The organism is Lysinibacillus sp. FSL K6-0057 (assembly GCF_038630885.1).
Taxonomy (GTDB): domain Bacteria; phylum Bacillota; class Bacilli; order Bacillales_A; family Planococcaceae; genus Lysinibacillus; species Lysinibacillus fusiformis_F.
Window position 1 is genome coordinate 2,182,264 of the sequence record NZ_CP152047.1, and the last position, 19,817, is coordinate 2,202,080.

The following is a 19,817-nucleotide window of genomic DNA, read 5'->3' on the forward strand; positions in this document are numbered from 1 at the left end:
TTCAACGTATTTTTTGTTAAAACGATTAACCAATCTTCAATGTGTATAGCTTTACATAGTTAATGCCTCCTGTAAAATTACATGTGCTAGTTCATGATCATGGATGATATAAGGTACTTCCTCAGGCTCCACCCAAATCCGAGTAATTGTTTCATGCTCTCGCAAAAACGGTAGACACTCCTGTATCGCCATTTTATAAAATAGTTGATAACCAACTATTGGATATTTGCCCCCTTCTATAAATAGGGGATTTTCTTCGTGACTAACTTCAATCGCACCGATATATTGAATAGTACCTTTCACATAGCCTTCTTCCAAAGCCTCGCGATGAAGTGTTTCTTCAGGGGTTTCATCGTTTTCCACGTGGCCACCTGGATAATTAAATTCGCGATCTTTCACATGAACCAGTAAAACACGATCTTGATGAAAGCAAATACCATGGACACTTGTCACTTTACTAATATCTTGCATTGTTTGTTGTGATAGCCACGTCAACTTAATAGGATGTCCACCCCAATTTACATAATGATGCACCATCTACTCAGCCTCCTTTGCTCACTATTTTACTGAACTGTAATAATCCTGTATATGTAATTTTTGGAATTCGTGAAACAAATAGGAGACGTTAGCCGTATAATAAAATAAGGGGGGCTGAAAATGAAGTATATAGGCATTGGAACCATCTTGTCCATTCTAGGTGTTATATGCTCCATTCTCATATGGGGGAAGGAGGAAGCGCATTTGCTTTCAGGTTTACTAGGCGGAATTTTCATTGTCTCTGCCATGTTAATGTCAGGAGCCATAGCAAGCGGAGATAGAATGCGTGCCAATTTAGCAACAGAAACAAAAGAAGACAGAAACGAACGCAATCACCTGATGAATAACGCTTTACTCTTAGCAATACCAAACATTATTGTAGCTATCTTTGCTTATTATCTTTGAAGCTAATAGCAGCCATTTATCAAAATCAGCGTTGTATCCGTCAGATCTAGAATTATATCCCGCAACTAAGAGGAGCAATCCATTCTATGCAATTGTATCCTTCAAAGTAAGCAGTGTATCCGCCAGAATAAGCATCCTAACCGCTACATTGAGGATTATATCCACCAATTAAGAGGAGCAATCCATTCTAAGTAATTGTATCCATCAAAATCAGGAGTGTATCCGTCAAAATAAGCATCCTAACCGCTATATTTAGAATGGTATCCACCAGTTAAGAGGAGCAATCGATTCTTAGCAATTGTATCCATCAAAATCAGCAGTGTATCCGTCAGAATAAGCATCCTAACCGCTACATTTAGGATGGTATCCACCAATTAAGAGGAGCAATCGATTCTAAGCAATTGTATCCTTCAAACTAAGCAGTGTATCCGCCAGAATAAGCGTTCTAACCGCTACATTTTGAATGGTATCCACCAATTAAGAGGAGCAATCCATTCTGAGTAATTCTATCCGTCAAAATCAGCAGTGTATCCGCCAGAATAAGCGTTCTAACCGCTATATTTTGAATTATATCCACCAGTTTAGAAGAACAAACCATTTTGAATAATTCTATCCATCAGAATAAGCATCCTAACCGCTACATTTAGAATGGTATCCGCCAATTAAGAGGAGCAATCCATTCTAAGCAATTCTCCGCCAGAATAAGCATCCTAACCGCTACATTTAGAATGGTATCCACCAGTTAAGAGGAGCAATCGATTCTTAGCAATTGTATCCATCAAAATAAGCAGTATATCCGCCAGAATAAGCATCCTAACCGCTACATTTAGAATGGTATCCAGCAATTAAGAGGAGCAATCGATTCTAAGCAACTGTATCCATCAAAATAAGCAGTGTATCCGTCAGAATAAGCGTTCTAACCGCTACATTTTGAACTGTATCCAGCAACTAAGAGGAGCAATCCATTCTGAGCAATTGTATCCATCAGAATCAGCAATGTATCCGTCAGAATAAGCATCCTAACCGCTACATTGAGGATTGTATCCACCAATTAAGAGGAGCAATCGATACTTAGCAATTCTATCCGCCAGAATAAGCATCCTAACCGCTACATTTAGAATGGTATTCACCAGTTAAGAGGAGCAATCGATATTTAGTAATTGTATCCATCAAAATCAGCAGTATATCCGTCAGAATAAGCGTTCTAACCTCTACATTTAGAATGGTATCCGCCAATTAAGAGGAGCAATCCATTCCAAGCAATTCTATCCATCAAAGTAAGCAGTGTATCCGCTAGAATAAGCATCCTAACCGCTACATTTAGGATTGTATCCACAATTAAGAGGAGCAATCCATTCTAAGCAATTGTATCCATCAAAATCAGCAGTATATCCATCAAAATCAGCGTTCTAACCGCTACATTTTGAATTATATCCACCAGTTTAGAAGAACAATCCATTCTAAGCAATGGTATCCACCAATTAGAATCAACAATCCAATATGAGCGATTCTATCCATTAGAAATCACGTTCTAACCACCACATTTAGAATCACACCCACCACATTCTACAGGCTATCCACCATTCATTACATATAAAATTCATAAAAAGTGTCACATCTACCCTAGGTGTGGCTTTTTTTGTTGCATTTAATAGGGAGGAGTACATTTGCAATAGAGAGGTGGTACTATGCAATTAACAGATGGTACACGGACATTTGAAACGGACATCATTGATGAGGCGGCCAAAAAGAAGGAGTGTGATGAGCAGGAGCGGGAGATGCTCAATGCCTTTGCTCGCTATGCTTACCTGCGATACAAGCAAATACGAGATAAAGTAAATCCACGAAAATGCAAATATATGTATATGCATCAGGTACGCCAGCAATTAGCATTACCTGCTAGACTACAACGTGTTTGTAAGCTGCTTTCGATGACGGAAGAGGAAGTGCTGTACATTGTGGAATTTGTGCGGAAGTATTTGAAATACGTCAAATAAGCCTCATCGCCATTGATGGGGTTTTTTTACATAATTTCTAGGGAGAATTGTTTCTCAACACTCGCTCCATATAGTATGATGAACGTGTATAAAGGAGTGAGCGTAGTTGAGATTCATTAAATTTCTAGTGGTGATTGTTATTTTCCTTGGTGTAGTGGGGTATGGTGTGCTGCATTTCGGCACAAAATTTGCCTCTGAAAAAATTGTAGATACCTTGTCTACCGAATTAGAAAATAGCGGACAAAAGGAAGAAATCAAAAATACCATTGAAAATGACCCACAATTAAAAGCCTATATGGAAGAGGCGAAAACGGTCGATAGTAGCACATTACCGTTTACGACGAAAGAAGAGGCAACGACAGTATTAATTCAAAAAGTGGGCATTACGGATTTGAACGACATGCGTGTGAAATTGCAGGACGGCTCGATGACACAGGAAGAAGCCCTGCAAATGGTGGAAGGCAAATTATCCGATGAAGAGATTGCCGCATTAAAAGTCATCGTCTATAAAGAGCTTTATGAATAAAATGGGGCAGCAGCAAACGTTAGCTTCTGCTTCCACTACCCATCACTATTCAAATCTCGAACATTATTCACTTTTCACCTGCTTGTAAGGGCATGCTGTCATGGCATGTCCTTTTTTTATGTCCCTTTTTTTCAAAATTTTCTTTATATAGTTAGAAAGGATATCAGATGGAAAGAGGGATCATGATGATTTATCGAGTAGTCAAAAAGCAGAATTTTGTTGTGCTGGATAAGGCATTTTTAAATGATGGTCAATTGAGCTGGAAAGCTAAGGGCCTGCTTGCCTATATGCTGTCCTTACCAGATGATTGGCACTTTCGTCTTGCCGATTTAGCTACACGTAGTAAATGTGGACGGGAGGCGACAGCCAGCATTCTAGCTGAACTCATAGAGGCGGGCTATCTTCAAAAAGTGCAGAAGAGAGCAAAGGATGGCAAGTTCGGTAAGGTGGAGTTTTTCGTGTATGAAGCTCCCAAACGTGCGGCCATGCCGTCAACGGCTACACCATCAACGGAAAAGTCCACACTACTAAATAATGAATTACTAAATAAGCAATTACTAAAAGATAGAGATGATAAGCAGTCTACTACCACTGCCTACCATTTTTTCGAGCAACAGGGCTTTGGCACACTAACAGCCTATATTACTAGCAAAATACGTCATTGGCTCACTATGTTTTCGGAGGAAATGGTCATACATGCGATGAAGCTAGCAGTGGAGCACAATGTTCTACGCTGGCGGTATGTAGAAAAAATTTTACAAAATTGGTGCGATCAGAACATAAAGAGCCTTGCAGATATTGCGATAGAGCAACAGCGTTTTCAAGCACGCAAGCAACGAGTGTCAACACCTTATAAGGGCAGACGGCAGGAGATCATTCCGAAGTGGTTTCATCAGCGAAATGAAGAAGAACCACAATCACAGCCAACAATCAATTTTGAAGCGGAACGGCAAAAAATATTAGCCCTCTTACGGAGCGAATAAATTCTCCACATACCATAAAGGTTTAATCGAAGAAAAGTTAGCATGATCCTGTAAAATGATGTGAATTCTTGCCAACGCATCATCAAAGGATTGTGGATCCTATTGGCGGGTCCAAACAATGGTTGAAAAGACAGTCATCGCTGTATAGAGGGCAAAACATATCGTCTGGTGCAGATGAAAAATAGCCATCGATTTGTCTGATATAGAAGGGGATACTAAACAAGGCAAGATTATAAAAGTCATGATAAGGATCACTTACATCATAGCCATTAAAATCAATAACCCCATTGTAAGTATGGCCCTTACAAATAATGTGACAAGGTGGAAATCATTGGGACGTTGCTTTAACAGTGGCAAGTGCGTTTCAATAAAGCACAATAGTTTAGCTTCTTGCGGAAGTTGATAGGAGTCTGATATGCCCTAAGATAAGCAGAGAATTTTTTGAGCTGTGTTGTCTCCCAATGGATTATTTGTGGGGGGCTCACCTGATGTATTTTTCTTAATTCCTAAAATTGCTCTGCGTCAGAGAGTTCCTGCATGATTTCATCTGTTGGCGTGCCTTCTAAAAAGGCGGATACGTCTGGCTTCCTGAAACAAGGCATAGTCTACGGCTTTATGCGTTCTTACACCCTGTTTTGCTAAGTCTTGGAGCAAGGAAAACTCTTTTGCGCGTTTGTCGTGATGCACTAGGTCTGCTATACGCACTATATAGCGCATTTCACCAACTGTTACGAGATACTTACGATCAGGTGAATAGCCTTTATTAATTTTTACTAGTTCCGTAAAGCCGTATAAGCTTGGTAATTGACGAATCATCTCTATTGCCTGCACATTTTCTTTGCTCACTTTTAATATTTTAGAAGATAAAAAATACTACAGAAAACAATACTTTGTCAATGCTTGGAATCAAGAAAAGAGGTTATAAAATCATATTGAAAAAATAGTAAAAGAGCACAACTAACTAGAAATCACTTTTGTGTGAGCATTTACTAATAGTAAGTGGATGTCATTGTGACATTCACACTTCATAGCTTCGAGGAAAGAGAGGTGAAACGATAACAGCTAGTGTAGTAATGCCGTAAGAAACACTCTCTTACCAACGGTTGATTTTCCCTAACTACCGCAAATAGCAGAAAAGCATCACATAGCGTCAGTCGCTAAAAAAATAATAGGAAAGGACGGTGCAGCATGAGTTATGTTATTGAAAAACAGTTGATGTCAGGATTACCGAATCAGGCGCTAACGGCAGTAAAATACGTTGTGGCCCATGAATCAGGTAATGGCAACAATACAGGTCCAAAAGCATTGGAAAACGAAATTGCCTATATGAATCGAAATAAAGCCAATGCCTTCGTCTCTCACTGGGTAGGCGGTGGTGGACGAATCGTACAAGTAGCCCCTGTGAATCGCGTGCAATATGGCTGTGGTCCAAAGGGAAATCCGTATAGCTATGCCCAGGTGGAATTGGCACGGACTGCTGACAAGGAACAATTTAAGAAGGATTATGCCGCTTATATTTGGCTGTTACGTAAGCTTGCCATAGAGGCAGGGGTTCCTACTGTTTTAGATGGCAACGGTAATGGCATTAAGTCACATCGATGGATTGCGGAAAATCTAGGAGGCACTACGCACAAAGATCCTTTTGACTATTTAAAAAGTATGGGGATTACAGAAGCACAGTTCCAGCAAGATATTAAAAATGGGCTTGAGGAGGGATTAACAGTGTCGCAATACAATGAGCTGAAACAAGAGATCGCGACGTTAAAAAGCTTACTAGCTGAAAAAGCTAGTTTACAAACAATCAGAGAAGTAGGCGCAGCCCATAAAGAGGCTTGGGAATGGGCTATTAACGAAGGCATTATCCGAGGCGATGGAAGTAAGAACATGAATCCAGCAGGCGCCTTGACGCGGGAGCAAATGGCGACCATGCTGAAGCGCTATTACGACAAATTTATAGCCAACTAATTGTACAGGATAAGGCTCAACTATCATCATGAGCTTTATCCTTTTTCTTTGAATAAAGGTTTTTTCAAACTTTTGTCGAATGTAGTAGAAGAGAGGAGGGGTTTTGATGTTAACAAAAATAAGAAAAGTAAAATTTGAACAAGAAAGAAAAAATCCATTATACCAGGTGGTGATGGAATGTCCAGATGGTAAGCAACTCTATGTAAAATTTGATTATACGTATAAAACAAAGAATTTCTGGCCATTGGAAGTGAATTATAATAAAAAGAACTATGGTGCTAAGCTCGCATGGTATACAAATGAAGTCGAAAATATGACAGTGGCTTTATTTTTAGCAACAATTGCTAGCAAAATCAACAAGAAGTATGATTTTAACTTTAAGTAACAATAAAAAAAGCAGCACCTTATAGGAGCATACTGCTTATAGCCTGTCCATTAATTTGTCGAGATATAGACAACGAGTGCTGCCTCATCAAATGTTACATTTGCGCCGAGTGCTTGACTGACAAAGCGTAAAGGCACCATTGTTGTTCCTTGATAAATTTCAGCTGGATGGCTGAGTGTAATCGTTGATGAAGCACCATTTGCATCAACATAAGCCGTCTTATTCCCCACACCGATCACAATTTTTTTACTGTCCTTTGTTGCCGTCACTTTTTTCGTCGCACTATCATAGCTAACCGTTGCCCCAAGAGATTCAAAAATCGCCTTCATCGGCACTAAGGTTGTGCCATTTTTCATATAAGCGCCAGGCGTATAATTTTGCTTCACGTCATTTAAATAGACAGCAACCTTCGTTAATACGGGTGCTACCGTTGCCTTAGGTGTCGGCGTAGCATGACTTTGACCGCCTGAGGAAGACCCTGCATTATTGCCACCATTGCCATTATGATAATGATAGCCTGAACAAAGCCCTTTAGCCTTTGATTTGTCAGAACAGTTGTGCCCACCATTGCCATCTAAACGCCCTGGATGTGCGCTTGCAATAGAGGCTGTGGTGAAAAATAACGTAAGCATCGCCATCAACAAAACCAATTTCTTCATATAAATCCTCCTATTTATAAAATATGTAATTATTATACTGTTAAAAAGTGAATTTTGATATGTTTTTATAGGAAATTAGTTTTAGCGGATACTTTCAACACTAAGAAAGCACTAACAGTCAAGGCTGGTTAGTGCCTTCTTAGTGTTGAAAAACAAAAAAGTCAATTGAAAGGTAGAAATGGATTTCCGTTGCAGGCTACTTGCTTTCCTGTGGGCGAGCGCCGAATCGCTTCCTCCGCTACCGCTCCGTGCAGGGGGCTCGCCTGTCTCGCTATCCCGCGGGAGTCAAGTAGCCTTCCACTCCAACCCATAAAAGTGTTACCTTTTTAGCAAAGGTTTTCAAATAAAGTGGAGGTGTTGTCACGCATCACTTCTCCACATTGAAAATAAAAGCTTATCTCCTCTAAGAATACAGATAATGGGCTGTTTGATCGCTGCTATGAAAAAAAGTAAAGACACTTTGCAGCATGGTTGATTGGAGTGGAGCCAGCGTTACTCCTAGGGGATTTAGCGTCACAGAGGAGACCCTGGAGCGAACGCAGTGAGTGAAGCGGCTCCTCGGACGCCCCCTGGAAAGGACGCTGGCGGAACGGAAATCAACCCCTCGCCTTGCAAAGTTGCTTTTTCTGCCGTTGACATCATCTTTTTTCAACAACGTGAAGGCACTAACAGTCCAGACTGGTTAGTGCCTTTTGGTTATACCGTTAATTCATTTTCACACTGAAGATCCATGGCCTTTTGTAGCAGCCGATGCAGAACGGCTGCAAAGGTTGCAATCGTACTGGAGGCGAAGATGCTGATCAGTGACAGCGTAATAATTCCTGTAATATCTTCCTTGCCAGTAAACATCATCATAATCGCTGCAATGCCTAGCACAAGGAAGAGAACAATGGTGAAAGCACAATTTTTGATCGTTCTCAAAGCGCGTATAGAGGATTCGGAGAACGCTTGATGCTGGTCGATATTCGTTAATAGACGATAAGCTTGATACAACGCAGCGTAATAGGGAATGCATAGTGTATATACATAGATTAAAAAAAGATAGGACAAATAGGACGATTCAGGATGTGCCGCTGCATCTCTGCTGACCACCCCAGGTAACCAAAACAGTCCTAACGCTAATACAGGTATACCAAGTAGAATAATCACACTCTTTAGGAAAAGAGTTGACCCTTTTTTATGTTTCATTCAAAGCACCTCACTGGTTATGGTACATTGATTTTAAAACAATATTTATCGTTTATCAATAAAAATATATTATAAATCATTTATTTTTTATCTAAAAAAGACATCCATCCTTATGGAATCGATGCCTTTTAAGTGTGCTGATTAACATCTTACATATTTACGTTTAAAGCCCACTCTACCTCGTTCTACTTCCTTTTGAATTGTTTCATAAGCATGAAGCAGCGTGCTTTTTTTGTTGTCTCGTTTCATTTCCACTGGACCAATTGCCTGTGCTGTTGCTACAGCTTGTTCGTGGAGCGGCACATAGGAAATAGCCACTGTGTATAGAAAATTATTCATGGCCGATTTTGTACGTTCGGGTACGTCGTGGATGGTATTTTTTACGACCTCCAGCATGTTAGCCAGCTTGCTCTCGGAGAATTCGCTATCCTTGCGATTCCCTAATAGCCAGCAATAGCAGCTCCAGCCCGCAGACATTTTCAGTTCCTCACCACTGGCAATCCATGCATCTGCCACCTCCTGTGCAATTGGTGCTTCCGCTAAAGTGACCGCTACGACATAATCCGACAGCATGTAAAAATAAGCTGCCTCAATCCAACGATTAAAATCTTCCGCAGTCATGGCTTTTGGATCTGCAATGACACCAGCAAAGTACATGGCATCATAGTTGCCAGTGGCATAAAGCGCTTCTGCTAAAGCCTGATCGATTTTAATTTTCTTCGCAATGGGCTTCATCGCACCTGTTGCCACACCAAACAACGGCTCATGAGCGCCATTTGACATATACATTTTTTTCGTTCGTTCCTTGCCCAGAGCCTCTAGCTCCTGCAGCACCATTTCAGCATTCATAGTAGCACTTCCTTTTCTTTAATCGATTGCCTTGAGACAGTTAGTATTATTTACGCCATATAGCGTTTTCGTTCCTTCTAAGTGGTCACTTAAGAACCGATCCACCATTTGAATAAGCTCTTCAACGGAAAAATCAAGCTCGCCCTGTAGCCAGCTAATGGTTACAGCCGTAATGGAGACGGTGAAAAAATGGGTCACAAAACTCATATATTTTTTCTCCATCTCTTGGCACATTTCCGCAATTTGCTTCACGAAGTCTTCAATAATGCTATATATTTCTTGATGGAAAAAGCGATTAAAATGCTCATGACCCATGGAATTAATAGCATTAAGCGCAAACGCTCGATTTTTCTCTAAGTATAATACTATATCTCGATAGCCTTCTTGCCAAAGGCTTTCATCCTTATAATTATCCAGCAACTCAATTGCCTCTCGCTCTAATGTCCACTTCAATAAATCATAAATATCCTCAAAGTGATAGTAAAACGTCTGTCGATTCAATTGTGCTTTCTCCATGACTTCCTGTATCGATATCTTTTCTAATGGCTTAAGGACCATTAAGTCTTTTAAGACACTGGCTAATTGCCTCTTTGTTTTTTCACTTTTTTTCATATGGATCACCTTTTTTACAATTTTGCATTTTTGTCTGAATTTTTACAAATCACATCATCTGTCTATATCTTGCTCTTCCTTTCTTGATATACAGTATAGTCAGTTCTAATTGGAAAGGAAGAAAAGCATGAAAAAGTCATGGATATTGAGTCCTGTTTTTTGGGTGATAACAGTTATCGTGATGCTGATGGTAATGCCTAATCTTGAAAAACTTGTACTAGATAAAGGACAAATCACGTTGCCTAGTGATTTAGAGAGCGTCATTGGCACAGAGCTGTTAAATGATATTCAAAACGAAGGAAAGGATACCTATTCGTTTGTCTATGTATTTCATCAAGATAAGGGTTTAACAGCTGCTGATTATTCGGCAATCGAAGGGGTACTTCATCATTTAAACACAAAAAAGCTTCATATCACAAATGCGCTCTTCCATACAGATAGTGAGCAGGCGGCAAATCAATTAGTTAGTAAAGACCATACAACCGTCATGGCACAATTGTCAATCGATAGAAAGATCGGTACAGCCAGTGAAGCGGCAGCGTTATTAAGGGCGGAAGTAAAAGATTTATCAATGGATACATATGTAACAGGAGCCGATATTGTGATGGATGATTTCTCTTCCACAACACAAGAAGGTGTGAAAAAGACCGAAATCATTGCAGTTGTTTTTATCATTGCGATATTGGTGATCATTTTCCGTTCACCGATTATTCCATTTATCTCACTTTTAACAGTAGGGGTAGCCTATACTGTATCGTTATCCATCATCGCCTTACTTGCTAATTATTGGAATTTTCCGTTTTCTAACTTTACGCAAGTATTTTTAGTCGTCATATTATTTGGGATTGGTACTGACTACAATATTCTTTTGTTTACTCGCTTTAAAGAGGAATTAGCTAACACGAATCATGTCTTAAAGGCGATACAAAACACCTATAAAACAGCAGGGAAAACCGTATTACTAAGCAGCTCATCTGTGTTAATAGGCTTTACGGTGCTGTATTTTTCAAAATTCTCCTTGTATCAAAGTGTCAGTGGAATCGCGATTGGCATTTGTGTTTTATTGGCCGTTTTGATGACATTAAATCCATTCTTTATGGGGTTGCTTGGCTTTAAGCTGTTTTGGCCAAGTAAGGCGATATCAGGGCATACTGAAAATAAGCTGTGGGGTTTTTTAGCGAAAAACGCCTTTGCAAGACCATTCGTGGGCATTATCTTTGCCTGTATCCTCACCTTGCCATTTATTTACCATTATGCAGGGGAACTCAATTACAACGATTTAGTAGAAATTGACGACAAATATGAATCGAAGCAGGCAATTAGCTTGATTGAAAAACATTATGAGCCTGGTATGAGTGCGCCTGCAACTCTTGTTATTCAACAAAAGGAATCGCTCGCAAGCACTGATTATTTACGTGCATTAGATGAATTAACAGGCATTATTGCCAATACACCTGGTGTAGCAAAAGTCTATTCTCCGACACGTCCTGAAGGGGAGCGTATCGCTGATCTTTATGTGAATGAACAAGCAAATACACTAAAGGGGGGCTTAGGAGAAGCACAAGAGGGTGTCGGTTCTATTCAAAAAGGACTACAGGATGCCACCAATCAATTATCGGAAGAACAAGATGTCAGTGGTGTCCAAAATTTAATTAATGGCACCATACAATTACAGAATGGGGCTAGTGATTTAACGAATGCTTTACAGGGATTAACGAAAGGCTTAGACAATGCTGCAAACGGCTCTACCGATTTAATAAACGGGACAGCAGCCTTAGAAGCGGGACTTGGGGAGCTTCAACAAGGACTCAATCAATTACAAAGCTTCTATCAACAAATTGATACAGGCTTTCAACAATATCGTCCAGTTTTTTCTCAAATCGAGCAGCTAATCACGTCCTCTAAACAAGCATTTGAAGGTATTTTAGCGGCCATGAATGCATATGTCCAAGCAAACCCTGAAGCAGCAGATGATGACCATATCCAAACAACTATAAGGACTGCCCAGCAGGGAATAAGTTCGCTCAATGCATTAGATGTAGCATCGCTGTCAGCCCAATATAATCAATTAACACAGGCTTTCGGGCAAGCCAATACTTCCTTAGCTAATGCCCAATCAGCAATTGTGACATTAAAAGCAGGCGCTCGTGCCCTAAAAAGTGGTGTCAATGATTTATCCCAAGGAATAGGGACAGCCGCACAAGGGGCCAATCAAATAACGGCTGGTTCTCACAATTTAACCAATGGATTAGCTGAGGTAAAAGCAGGGCAACAGCAATTACAACAACATTTAAACAGCCTACAGGATAGCATGGTGGAACTGCGCGATGGATTAGGCGAAGGAGCAGAAGGGCTAGAAGACATTTACGCAGGATTAGATGATGCAAATGGCTATTTACATGAATTGTCAAACAAAGAAACGGGAACATTTTTTGTGCCAACAGAGGTGTTACAGGGTGAATTCCAGGAAAGCTTAAATGCCTATATGACAGATGATCGTCATGCCGCAACCTTCATGATTATTTTGGAGGTCAATCCCTATAAGGAAGAAGCCATGACGATGATGCGTGACATCAAGCATCGAGTAGACAGCTATGTGGAAAGTTCGTTATTGCAGCAAGCAGACGTCTATTTAACAGGTAAAACAATGAGTAATATCGATTTACAAGAAATTTCTTCAGCTGACTTTATACGAAGTGCAGTACTGATGCTTGCTGGCATTAGCGTGATTTTATGGTTGATCACACGCTCATTTTTACAAACGCTTATTATTAATGCCAGCTTATTAATCGCTACATTTGCAAGCCTTGGTTTAACTGAAATGATAGCGAAACAGCTGCTAGGTTATGACATGCTCAGCTGGAATGTACCATTCTTTACGTACATTATGATTGTCTCACTTGGTGTGGATTACTCCATTTTCTTGATGATGCGCTATAACGAAACAGCACAAGCAGGGCTGAAGGAAATTATTCCGACAAGCCTACAGATGGGAAGTGTTATTTTAGCTGCGGCTGTTATTTTAGGTGGCACATTTGCTGCATTAATGCCATCTGGTGTTATTACGCTGATTCAGGTAGCGATGGCAGTGATTATTGGATTAGTGATCTTGACGTTTATGATGATGCCAATCTTTATTCCAGCTTGGTTTGGGCTTGCTGACAAAATAAAGCTACTCCTAGCAAACAGAAAAGAAAACAATCAGTAATGTTCATATATTTTTTAAGAATAGAAAAATTACGATCATATGAAATGAAAATGTGGATTTGGTATTTTCCAAATCCACATTTTAGCTAGAGTCTATTCCAAATAAACATAAATTGAGCTGCATCTGATTCGAGGGCAATTTGATGATAATCAGTTGAATCATCATCTGTAATCAAACGCCCTTTTTGCACATTTAAAATGGCATGTTTAACCGAATCAGGATGTTCAATCGCATAGTGGGAGTCTTTTAGAAGAGTGAGGGCAGATCGACATTTATGTTTATCAATGCGCTCATTTTTTCCTTTAAAATACAGCTTAATCAAATAGGGCACATCGTCAATGATTAAACCAAGCTCAGGATTGGAACGAACGATTAAATCGTCACAATACCAATTCGCCTTCCCTGGCTCAAACCACTGAACATGTTTATTTTTTAAAAATATTATATAGGCTTTAACGGCTTCCTGGTAATTTTTCTGGCGTGCAGGAAGGGCGTTATCCACAATGTCGAGTAAATAGGCATCGTTAAAACGTTGTTCATGGTATTTTTTTAATCCATCACGCAGTGCTTTCCAATAATCTTTTATTGGATGGTACTCTCCTTGATATTTTATATCCTTCACAAACTTTGTCTTAGCTGCACTTCCCTTCATAGTGAAGTCTGTAAATTGTGTTAAACCAATGGATGGCTTTGTGAGAGTCGTCATTTTTCCATCACCCTTCTTTTATCTATAGATTAGTATTATATTGGAAAGGGTACATGTATATGATCGAAGGGCTAGTAAGCAATCAACGCCTAACAGTGTTCTATCACAATAAGAAAATTAGTTTTTAAAAAGAATATATTTCGATATGTTTTCACTGGGAATATAAATAGCTCAAAAAACATTTAGGTGGAATAGAAATGGCTAACAAGCAAAACAATCGCAACAGAAACAACAATGAAAACATGACTGTCGAAGAAGCGGGACGTAAAGGCGGAGAAGCTACCTCCAGAAATCATGACCTTGATTTTTATGAAGAAATTGGACGTAAAGGCGGCGAGGCTACGTCTAAAAATCATGGACATGAATTTTATGAAGAAATTGGTCGCAAAGGTGGAGAGGCTACGGCTGATAACCACGGCGAAGAATTTTATGGCGAGATAGGCCGTAAAGGTGGAGAGGCACGCAGCAAACAGCGTAGTCAGGACTCCACTGGCAACCAAAATCGTCGACATAACAATAATAACTAATCACATTCAAATAGGTTGAAACCCTTCACACACAAGGCGTTTGCAGTTTTCACTACAGGCGCCTTTTTTGTTGTTAAGTTCCCCTCAATCCACAGGATAAATTTTTGAAGTTCTCCTAATGGTAGTATATATTTAATCCGCCTCTACTTGTTTTCAGAGGAAATGACACAACATAAAGAAAACGAACGATTGCAGGTAATTGAATCCGTTGTGCAGGCTGTGAACATGACGGTCAAGATAAAACAAGATGATTCAGGTATGAATATGAATTATGTAGGTTTTGATGCGAAACGACTAGTAGAGGCAAGAAATGAGCTAATGCTCCCAACTTCACTTGAAGTGTATGTCAAAACAATGACCCTACATGAGCTAGGTCATGCTGTGGATCGAGAAGCATTACAGGCATCACTTCCACGTACAATGGAAATCTTTACGATGAAAAAGCAACATACCTTAAAGGAAATATATCGTCAGGAACATTTATTAGCCATGCTGATTGAAGAACATGAAATGAATCGTCAATTTGAGCAAACGGCCTGGACGAATGCATGGATGCTGAATCGTACACATCATCTCGTTCCTGAAAAGGACTTTCACTATATCAAACAGTATAGCCTAGCGACCTACCAGAAATTATACGACCAAGATTTACAAGCCTATCACCATCTTTTGAACCAACAGATGGTGCCATTAGTTTAGCTAGAAATAATCATTTCATACCGTCCTGGGAATAGATCAAACCAAATAGGGCAATGTAATACTACTTGGAGGTGATCATTTTGACAAAGGGCAAACAATATAAACGTCAGTCAGAGTTGGCGGAATTGGCGACAGATTTAAGTCCAGATGATTTAGATGTGCGCGAAGAAAATGCTTTAACACAAGAGCAAAAGAAAAATTCGAACGAAGGGAATCGTTCAAAAAAATCCGCCACACGCAAATCGCAATCATAACATGAACACCACAATCATTTTGGATTGTGGTGTTCTTTTATCAATCATAGAGAAGACAAAGCCATCGCCACTTTTACATAGAACTATACTACCGAGCGTTGATTTAATGTTACAATTTATAGAATGAATGAAAGGAGTTGGAATAAATGATTATATTTATCGTGTTTGTTGGCGTGGTCGTTGTCATAGGCATCGTCAGTAATGCAAATAAAAATCACAGCAAATCAAACGAGCACAACCACCACATCCATTCAACAAACGATTTTTCAACAAACGATGCACATCTTTCCTCCCAAGACAGCCACCAATGTACCGATTCTAGTGCTACAACGAGTGACTCATCCTGTGGCTCCGGCGGGGAATGAAGGTGACCATTCTGGAAAAGTGGTTGGAGTGCTCCAAAATAAGGGGAAGCCGCTCCTAAATGTAGTAGAAGTGATCCAAAATAAGGGGAAGCCGCTCTAAAGTGAGGTCAAGGTGATCTAAAATAAGAAGAACCCGCTCCAAAAAGAGTCCAAAGTGATCCAAAATAAGGAGAACCTGCTCCAAAGCAAGTCCAAGGTGATCCAAAATGAGAAGAAGCCGCTCTAAAGTGAGGCCAAGGTGATCCAAAATAAGAAGGAGCCGCTCTAAAGAGAGTCCAAGGTGATCTAAAATAAGGAGAACCCGCTCCAAAGTGTGGCTAAAGTGATCCCAAATAAGGAGAAGCCGCTCCAAAGAGAGTCCAAGGTGATCCAAAATAAGAAGAAGCCGCTCCAAAGAGAGTCCAAGGTGATCCAAAATAAGAAGGAGCCGCTCTAAAGTGAGGCCAAGGTGATCCAAAATAAGAAGGAGCCGCTCTAAAGTGAGGCCAAGGTGATCCAAAATAAGAAGAACCCGCTCATAAGTGAGTCTAAAGTGATCCAACTTAGGGAGAACCCGCTCCAAAGCAAGTCCAAAGTGATCCAACTAAGGAAGAACCCGCTCCAAAGTGGATTATAGGTGATCCTAATTAAAGAGAGGTCAAAGTAATCGAACTTAAGAGGAAATTTTTTATAGCGTGATTAAAGAGGGAGAGATCTGCTTGTCTCGGATCTCTTCTATCGTACATATTTGAATGGATATTTTTCATCGCCTCACAAATATCTACAACTGTTGAAAAGAACGGAATAGATTCAGCATCCTCGACTAAGTTTTGGTGCGTCATTGTACTTTTGGAGGACAATGTCCGGCCCATTAAATGAGGAACTGTTTTACTATTCAGTATTTTTTCAGCTAAACAAATAGCGAAAATAAGGCAACAGGCGTAAGATAGAGTAATAGATAGAGAGAATTTGGAGGTAGTAGTAGAGATGATACGATTCGAAAATGATTATGCAGAGGGTGCCCATCCACAGATTTTGCAACGATTAGTGGCTACAAATGAAGAACAAACACCGGGCTATGGTATGGACGAGCATTGTGAAAAAGCAAGAGCCTCTATTAAAAAAGCCATTGCAGCGGAGCAGGCAGACATTCACTTTTTAGTTGGTGGTACGCAAACGAATACAATCGTTATTGCGTCGATTTTAAGGCCGCATCAGGGCGTTATTGCTGCCAGTACGGGGCATATTGCGGTGCATGAAACGGGTGCTATTGAGGCAACGGGTCATAAGGTGCTGACATTGCCTAGCGATGATGGCAAGCTAACTGCGGCACAGGTGAAAGCTTGCTATGATGCGCATTGGCAGGACAGTACGCATGAGCATATGGTGCAGCCAGGTTTAGTGTACATATCTCATCCTACAGAAAATGGCACAACTTATAGTAAGGCAGAATTAACGGCTTTAAGTGAAGTTTGCCGAGACTGTGATTTACCGCTGTTTTTAGATGGTGCTCGTTTAGGCTATGGTCTCGTGGCACAAGACAGCGATTTATCTTTAGCAGAAATCGCTAAGCTTGTGGATGTTTTTTATATTGGCGGCACTAAAATGGGGGCATTGTTTGGGGAAGCAGTCGTGATCGTGAATCCTGCGTACCAAAAGGATTTCCGCTACATGATCAAGCAAAGAGGAGGGCTACTTGCCAAAGGTCGATTATTGGGCATTCAGTTCGAAACCTTATTTGAAGATACGCTTTATATGGATATTTCGCATCATGCTGTAGACATGGCGATGCTGATTCGACAGGCGTTTCTCGACAAAGGCTTCGCAATGCGCTATGACTCGAAAACGAATCAGCAATTTCCGATTTTACCAAACCATCTACTTCCGACGTTGGAAGAAAAATATTCCTTCTCTATTTGGGAAACATACGATGATACCCATACGGTTGTGCGCTTTTGCACAAGCTGGGCTACGACAAAAGAAAATGTGGAGCGTTTAATAGACGATATTCACCGATTAGCATAGCCAATCAAGCTGCACCTTGAATAAAAGGGTGCAGTTTTTTCCTATTATTCCCTAATTATTGCTATACTATCGATAAAAGGAAAGGTGGAAGCGAATGACAAAATACGTAGCACTTTTAAGAGGCATTAATGTAGGTGGGCACAATAAATTAAAAATGGCTGAATTAAGAGATGCCCTGCAACCACTAGGACTCCAAAATATTCGGACATATATTCAAAGTGGCAATATCCTGTTCGAATCAAGTGAATCTGAAGAACGCTTGCAACAGCAAATTCAAGATACCATCCTAACTACATTCACTATCACAAGTACAGTGATCATCCGTACAGCTGATGAGTTCCACTCGATTGTGAACAATTGTCCTTTCCCAGAGCAAGACTTAACAGACGCAAGTGCTACAGCTACAGGGGAAAGTCTCCATGTAGCATTACTACCAGTAGCTCCAACCGAAATAAACAGTGCTAAGTTATTACAATATGTAAGTGAAAAAGAGGGCTGCATTATCAAGGGCAGAGATGTCTATCTGTTATTTTACGATAGCATTCGCAATGCCAAGCTTAGTCAACACCTGCATAAGCTGGAGGTGCCCGCTACAGTTCGCAATTGGAAAACGATGATGAAGCTTGCGACGATGATTGATCAATAGGGAAATCACCTTTTCCAAAAGGAGGCGTGTTTGGATGCGACGGGATCAAGTAGGTTATTTTATTTATCCTGTTATGTACTTCCTTGTAAGAACGGTGAACCAATGGAGGAAGCAAGAGCCGATTACATGGGGAGAAAATGTGACGATGATGGTGATAACGATGGTCATCATCTATTTCTTTATTTGGATGTGGAATTGGTCGAAAAAGCCGTATCAATGGGGGAAGAAGAATAATAAAGAAATATAAAACAAGAGAGCAAATTTCATTTTTCTTGAAATGATGCTCTCTTGTTTTTTACTTGAACTTTTCAGGTTTTGTGGCTTTAATAGAGGCAATTTCTCCACACTGCGTACAGACAGTAAAAATAAGAGGAGAGCCAGAAGAAAAGATGCTATTCACGGGTCTTAAAGCCGCATAGCCATCTAATTTCCCTTCAGAAAAAGATTGACCACCACAGGCCTTGCAACTATATGTATTCGTTTCCATGTTCTCACCTCATAATGTAAGTTTAAGGAAATTATAACATAGAAAAAGCTACAGCGATATGCATCACTGTAGCTCAGAATTGGTTGATACCCTTTGAGGTTTTCTAAAGTATTATAGCATAACAACTTATTCATTGTATAGATGAAGGAAAATATACTTCATTTGACTTGACTGAATTGGCTATTTGAACGAAAAGATTGGGTGTTTCATGATTCGTGACATCTTTATAAATGCTGAGAAGATATTGTAAATGGTTTTCTTCAAAGACAAAGAAATTAAAAAGTAGGTGCTCAAAATAAATCCCCTGACTACCATCCTGCAGTGTATAGGCTTTTCCTGAAAAGCTCAATTTTTGTTGAATAGGTCGAATATCGATTTTAAAAATATGCTGTTTCATTTCGTTATGAACATAGAGAATATTTAGTGCATCATTTATGCCATCTTCATGATCTTTGTAAAATCGGCCAAATTTATGCGTGATGGAAAATGGGGGTAAAACAGTTGGCAGTTTGACCTTAGTATAATACTGTTCGAATTCCTTCACAGCTGCTTCTACTGATTGATAGCCCGCTTCATCAAATTTTTCCTCAAAAGTGGGCGGCTGAGGATGCGCACTAACATGATTAATGGTTTGGTAAATTAAAAAAATAAATAGTGAAAAAGTAATTTTCTTCAGCATTGCTTGCACGTCCTTATTGAAAGTACTTTATTTTTAAGTATCTCGATTCAGATTGAAAATATACACTTCACATTCAAGGCTATTAGTTTAAAAATAAATAGTTTAATGTTAAACTATTTAACGGTAAGAGAGCTAA

24 protein-coding genes are annotated in these 19,817 nt (G+C 39.9%); 14 read left to right on the forward strand and 10 right to left on the reverse strand.

What is annotated here, in order from left to right; all coding sequences use genetic code 11:
• Positions 1 to 51: 51 nt before the first annotated feature.
• Positions 52 to 537, reverse strand: coding sequence for an NUDIX domain-containing protein (locus MHB40_RS10420; RefSeq protein WP_342443420.1), 486 nt, complete (start codon positions 535 to 537; stop codon positions 52 to 54).
• Between the two features lie 120 nt (positions 538 to 657).
• Here MHB40_RS10420 and MHB40_RS10425 point away from each other — a divergent pair, with 120 nt between their 5' ends.
• From MHB40_RS10425 to MHB40_RS10440, 4 genes are all read left to right on the forward strand, one after another.
• Positions 658 to 942 carry a DUF5316 domain-containing protein gene (locus tag MHB40_RS10425; RefSeq protein WP_205443107.1) on the forward strand — a complete coding sequence of 95 codons (285 nt, stop codon included), beginning with the start codon at positions 658 to 660 and terminating at the stop codon, positions 940 to 942.
• Positions 943 to 2,630: 1,688 nt separating this feature from the next.
• Positions 2,631 to 2,939, forward strand: coding sequence for a hypothetical protein (locus MHB40_RS10430; RefSeq protein WP_342534518.1), 309 nt, complete (start codon positions 2,631 to 2,633; stop codon positions 2,937 to 2,939).
• Positions 2,940 to 3,045: 106 nt separating this feature from the next.
• Complete coding sequence (locus MHB40_RS10435; RefSeq protein ID WP_342443422.1) at positions 3,046 to 3,465, forward strand: hypothetical protein; 420 nt, start codon at positions 3,046 to 3,048, stop codon at positions 3,463 to 3,465.
• 182 nt (positions 3,466 to 3,647) lie between these two features.
• Positions 3,648 to 4,448, forward strand: coding sequence for a DnaD domain protein (locus MHB40_RS10440; protein WP_342534519.1), 801 nt, complete (start codon positions 3,648 to 3,650; stop codon positions 4,446 to 4,448).
• 543 nt (positions 4,449 to 4,991) lie between these two features.
• Here the strand turns inward: MHB40_RS10440 and MHB40_RS10445 are convergent.
• On the reverse strand, positions 4,992 to 5,294 hold the full coding sequence (locus tag MHB40_RS10445; protein ID WP_342534520.1) for a phosphotransferase: 303 nt from the start codon (positions 5,292 to 5,294) through the stop codon (positions 4,992 to 4,994).
• A gap of 342 nt (positions 5,295 to 5,636) precedes the next feature.
• Here MHB40_RS10445 and MHB40_RS10450 point away from each other — a divergent pair, with 342 nt between their 5' ends.
• Both MHB40_RS10450 and MHB40_RS10455 read left to right on the forward strand, forming a co-directional pair.
• The gene (locus tag MHB40_RS10450) at positions 5,637 to 6,413 is read left to right on the forward strand and encodes an N-acetylmuramoyl-L-alanine amidase (protein WP_342534521.1); all 777 of its coding nucleotides are present in this window, start codon (positions 5,637 to 5,639) and stop codon (positions 6,411 to 6,413) included.
• Between the two features lie 106 nt (positions 6,414 to 6,519).
• A complete protein-coding gene (locus MHB40_RS10455; protein WP_205443114.1) occupies positions 6,520 to 6,798 on the forward strand; it encodes a hypothetical protein in 279 nt (92 codons plus the stop codon).
• Positions 6,799 to 6,848: 50 nt separating this feature from the next.
• Here MHB40_RS10455 and MHB40_RS10460 read toward each other — a convergent pair whose 3' ends face one another.
• The 4 genes from MHB40_RS10460 to MHB40_RS10475 form a co-directional block, all read right to left on the reverse strand.
• The gene (locus tag MHB40_RS10460) at positions 6,849 to 7,457 is read right to left on the reverse strand and encodes a copper amine oxidase N-terminal domain-containing protein (protein WP_342534522.1); all 609 of its coding nucleotides are present in this window, start codon (positions 7,455 to 7,457) and stop codon (positions 6,849 to 6,851) included.
• 696 nt (positions 7,458 to 8,153) lie between these two features.
• Positions 8,154 to 8,645 carry a DUF2975 domain-containing protein gene (locus MHB40_RS10465; RefSeq protein ID WP_342534523.1) on the reverse strand — a complete coding sequence of 164 codons (492 nt, stop codon included), beginning with the start codon at positions 8,643 to 8,645 and terminating at the stop codon, positions 8,154 to 8,156.
• 141 nt (positions 8,646 to 8,786) lie between these two features.
• Positions 8,787 to 9,494 carry a DNA alkylation repair protein gene (locus tag MHB40_RS10470; RefSeq protein WP_342534524.1) on the reverse strand — a complete coding sequence of 236 codons (708 nt, stop codon included), beginning with the start codon at positions 9,492 to 9,494 and terminating at the stop codon, positions 8,787 to 8,789.
• 18 nt (positions 9,495 to 9,512) lie between these two features.
• The gene (locus MHB40_RS10475; protein WP_342534525.1) at positions 9,513 to 10,106 is read right to left on the reverse strand and encodes a TetR/AcrR family transcriptional regulator C-terminal domain-containing protein; all 594 of its coding nucleotides are present in this window, start codon (positions 10,104 to 10,106) and stop codon (positions 9,513 to 9,515) included.
• A 127-nt stretch (positions 10,107 to 10,233) separates the two neighbouring features.
• On the opposite strand from MHB40_RS10475, the gene MHB40_RS10480 reads away from it, so the two are divergent.
• The gene (locus MHB40_RS10480; RefSeq protein WP_342534526.1) at positions 10,234 to 13,314 is read left to right on the forward strand and encodes an MMPL family transporter; all 3,081 of its coding nucleotides are present in this window, start codon (positions 10,234 to 10,236) and stop codon (positions 13,312 to 13,314) included.
• An 85-nt stretch (positions 13,315 to 13,399) separates the two neighbouring features.
• Here the strand turns inward: MHB40_RS10480 and MHB40_RS10485 are convergent, their stop codons facing one another.
• Positions 13,400 to 14,020: a hypothetical protein gene (locus MHB40_RS10485; RefSeq protein ID WP_342534527.1), complete on the reverse strand. Its 621-nt coding sequence runs from the start codon at positions 14,018 to 14,020 to the stop codon at positions 13,400 to 13,402.
• A 197-nt stretch (positions 14,021 to 14,217) separates the two neighbouring features.
• Here MHB40_RS10485 and MHB40_RS10490 point away from each other — a divergent pair, with 197 nt between their 5' ends.
• The 4 genes from MHB40_RS10490 (at position 14,218) to MHB40_RS10505 (ending at position 15,865) form a co-directional block, all read left to right on the forward strand.
• Positions 14,218 to 14,547: a general stress protein gene (locus MHB40_RS10490; protein WP_342534528.1), complete on the forward strand. Its 330-nt coding sequence runs from the start codon at positions 14,218 to 14,220 to the stop codon at positions 14,545 to 14,547.
• Positions 14,548 to 14,709: 162 nt separating this feature from the next.
• A complete protein-coding gene (locus MHB40_RS10495) occupies positions 14,710 to 15,246 on the forward strand; it encodes an integrase (protein WP_342534529.1) in 537 nt (178 codons plus the stop codon).
• A gap of 71 nt (positions 15,247 to 15,317) precedes the next feature.
• Positions 15,318 to 15,500 (forward strand): hypothetical protein, encoded by a 183-nt coding sequence (locus MHB40_RS10500; protein WP_243456430.1) that lies wholly within the window; start codon positions 15,318 to 15,320, stop codon positions 15,498 to 15,500.
• 146 nt (positions 15,501 to 15,646) lie between these two features.
• On the forward strand, positions 15,647 to 15,865 hold the full coding sequence (locus tag MHB40_RS10505) for a hypothetical protein (RefSeq protein WP_342534530.1): 219 nt from the start codon (positions 15,647 to 15,649) through the stop codon (positions 15,863 to 15,865).
• A gap of 55 nt (positions 15,866 to 15,920) precedes the next feature.
• Here MHB40_RS10505 and MHB40_RS10510 read toward each other — a convergent pair whose 3' ends face one another.
• Positions 15,921 to 16,448, reverse strand: coding sequence for a hypothetical protein (locus MHB40_RS10510; RefSeq protein ID WP_342443434.1), 528 nt, complete (start codon positions 16,446 to 16,448; stop codon positions 15,921 to 15,923).
• Between the two features lie 383 nt (positions 16,449 to 16,831).
• Here MHB40_RS10510 and MHB40_RS10515 point away from each other — a divergent pair, with 383 nt between their 5' ends.
• The 3 genes from MHB40_RS10515 (at position 16,832) to MHB40_RS10525 (ending at position 18,762) form a co-directional block, all read left to right on the forward strand.
• Positions 16,832 to 17,869, forward strand: a complete 1,038-nt coding sequence (locus MHB40_RS10515; RefSeq protein WP_342534531.1) for an aminotransferase class V-fold PLP-dependent enzyme — start codon at positions 16,832 to 16,834, stop codon at positions 17,867 to 17,869.
• A gap of 94 nt (positions 17,870 to 17,963) precedes the next feature.
• Positions 17,964 to 18,515, forward strand: a complete 552-nt coding sequence (locus MHB40_RS10520; protein ID WP_342534532.1) for a DUF1697 domain-containing protein — start codon at positions 17,964 to 17,966, stop codon at positions 18,513 to 18,515.
• Positions 18,516 to 18,549: 34 nt separating this feature from the next.
• Positions 18,550 to 18,762: a hypothetical protein gene (locus MHB40_RS10525; protein ID WP_342443437.1), complete on the forward strand. Its 213-nt coding sequence runs from the start codon at positions 18,550 to 18,552 to the stop codon at positions 18,760 to 18,762.
• 48 nt (positions 18,763 to 18,810) lie between these two features.
• On the opposite strand, the gene MHB40_RS10530 is transcribed toward MHB40_RS10525, so the two are convergent.
• Both MHB40_RS10530 and MHB40_RS10535 read right to left on the reverse strand, forming a co-directional pair.
• Positions 18,811 to 19,002, reverse strand: a complete 192-nt coding sequence (locus MHB40_RS10530) for a hypothetical protein (RefSeq protein ID WP_205443131.1) — start codon at positions 19,000 to 19,002, stop codon at positions 18,811 to 18,813.
• Positions 19,003 to 19,132: 130 nt separating this feature from the next.
• Positions 19,133 to 19,681 carry a carbon monoxide dehydrogenase gene (locus MHB40_RS10535; RefSeq protein WP_342534533.1) on the reverse strand — a complete coding sequence of 183 codons (549 nt, stop codon included), beginning with the start codon at positions 19,679 to 19,681 and terminating at the stop codon, positions 19,133 to 19,135.
• Between the last annotated feature and the right edge of the window lie 136 nt (positions 19,682 to 19,817).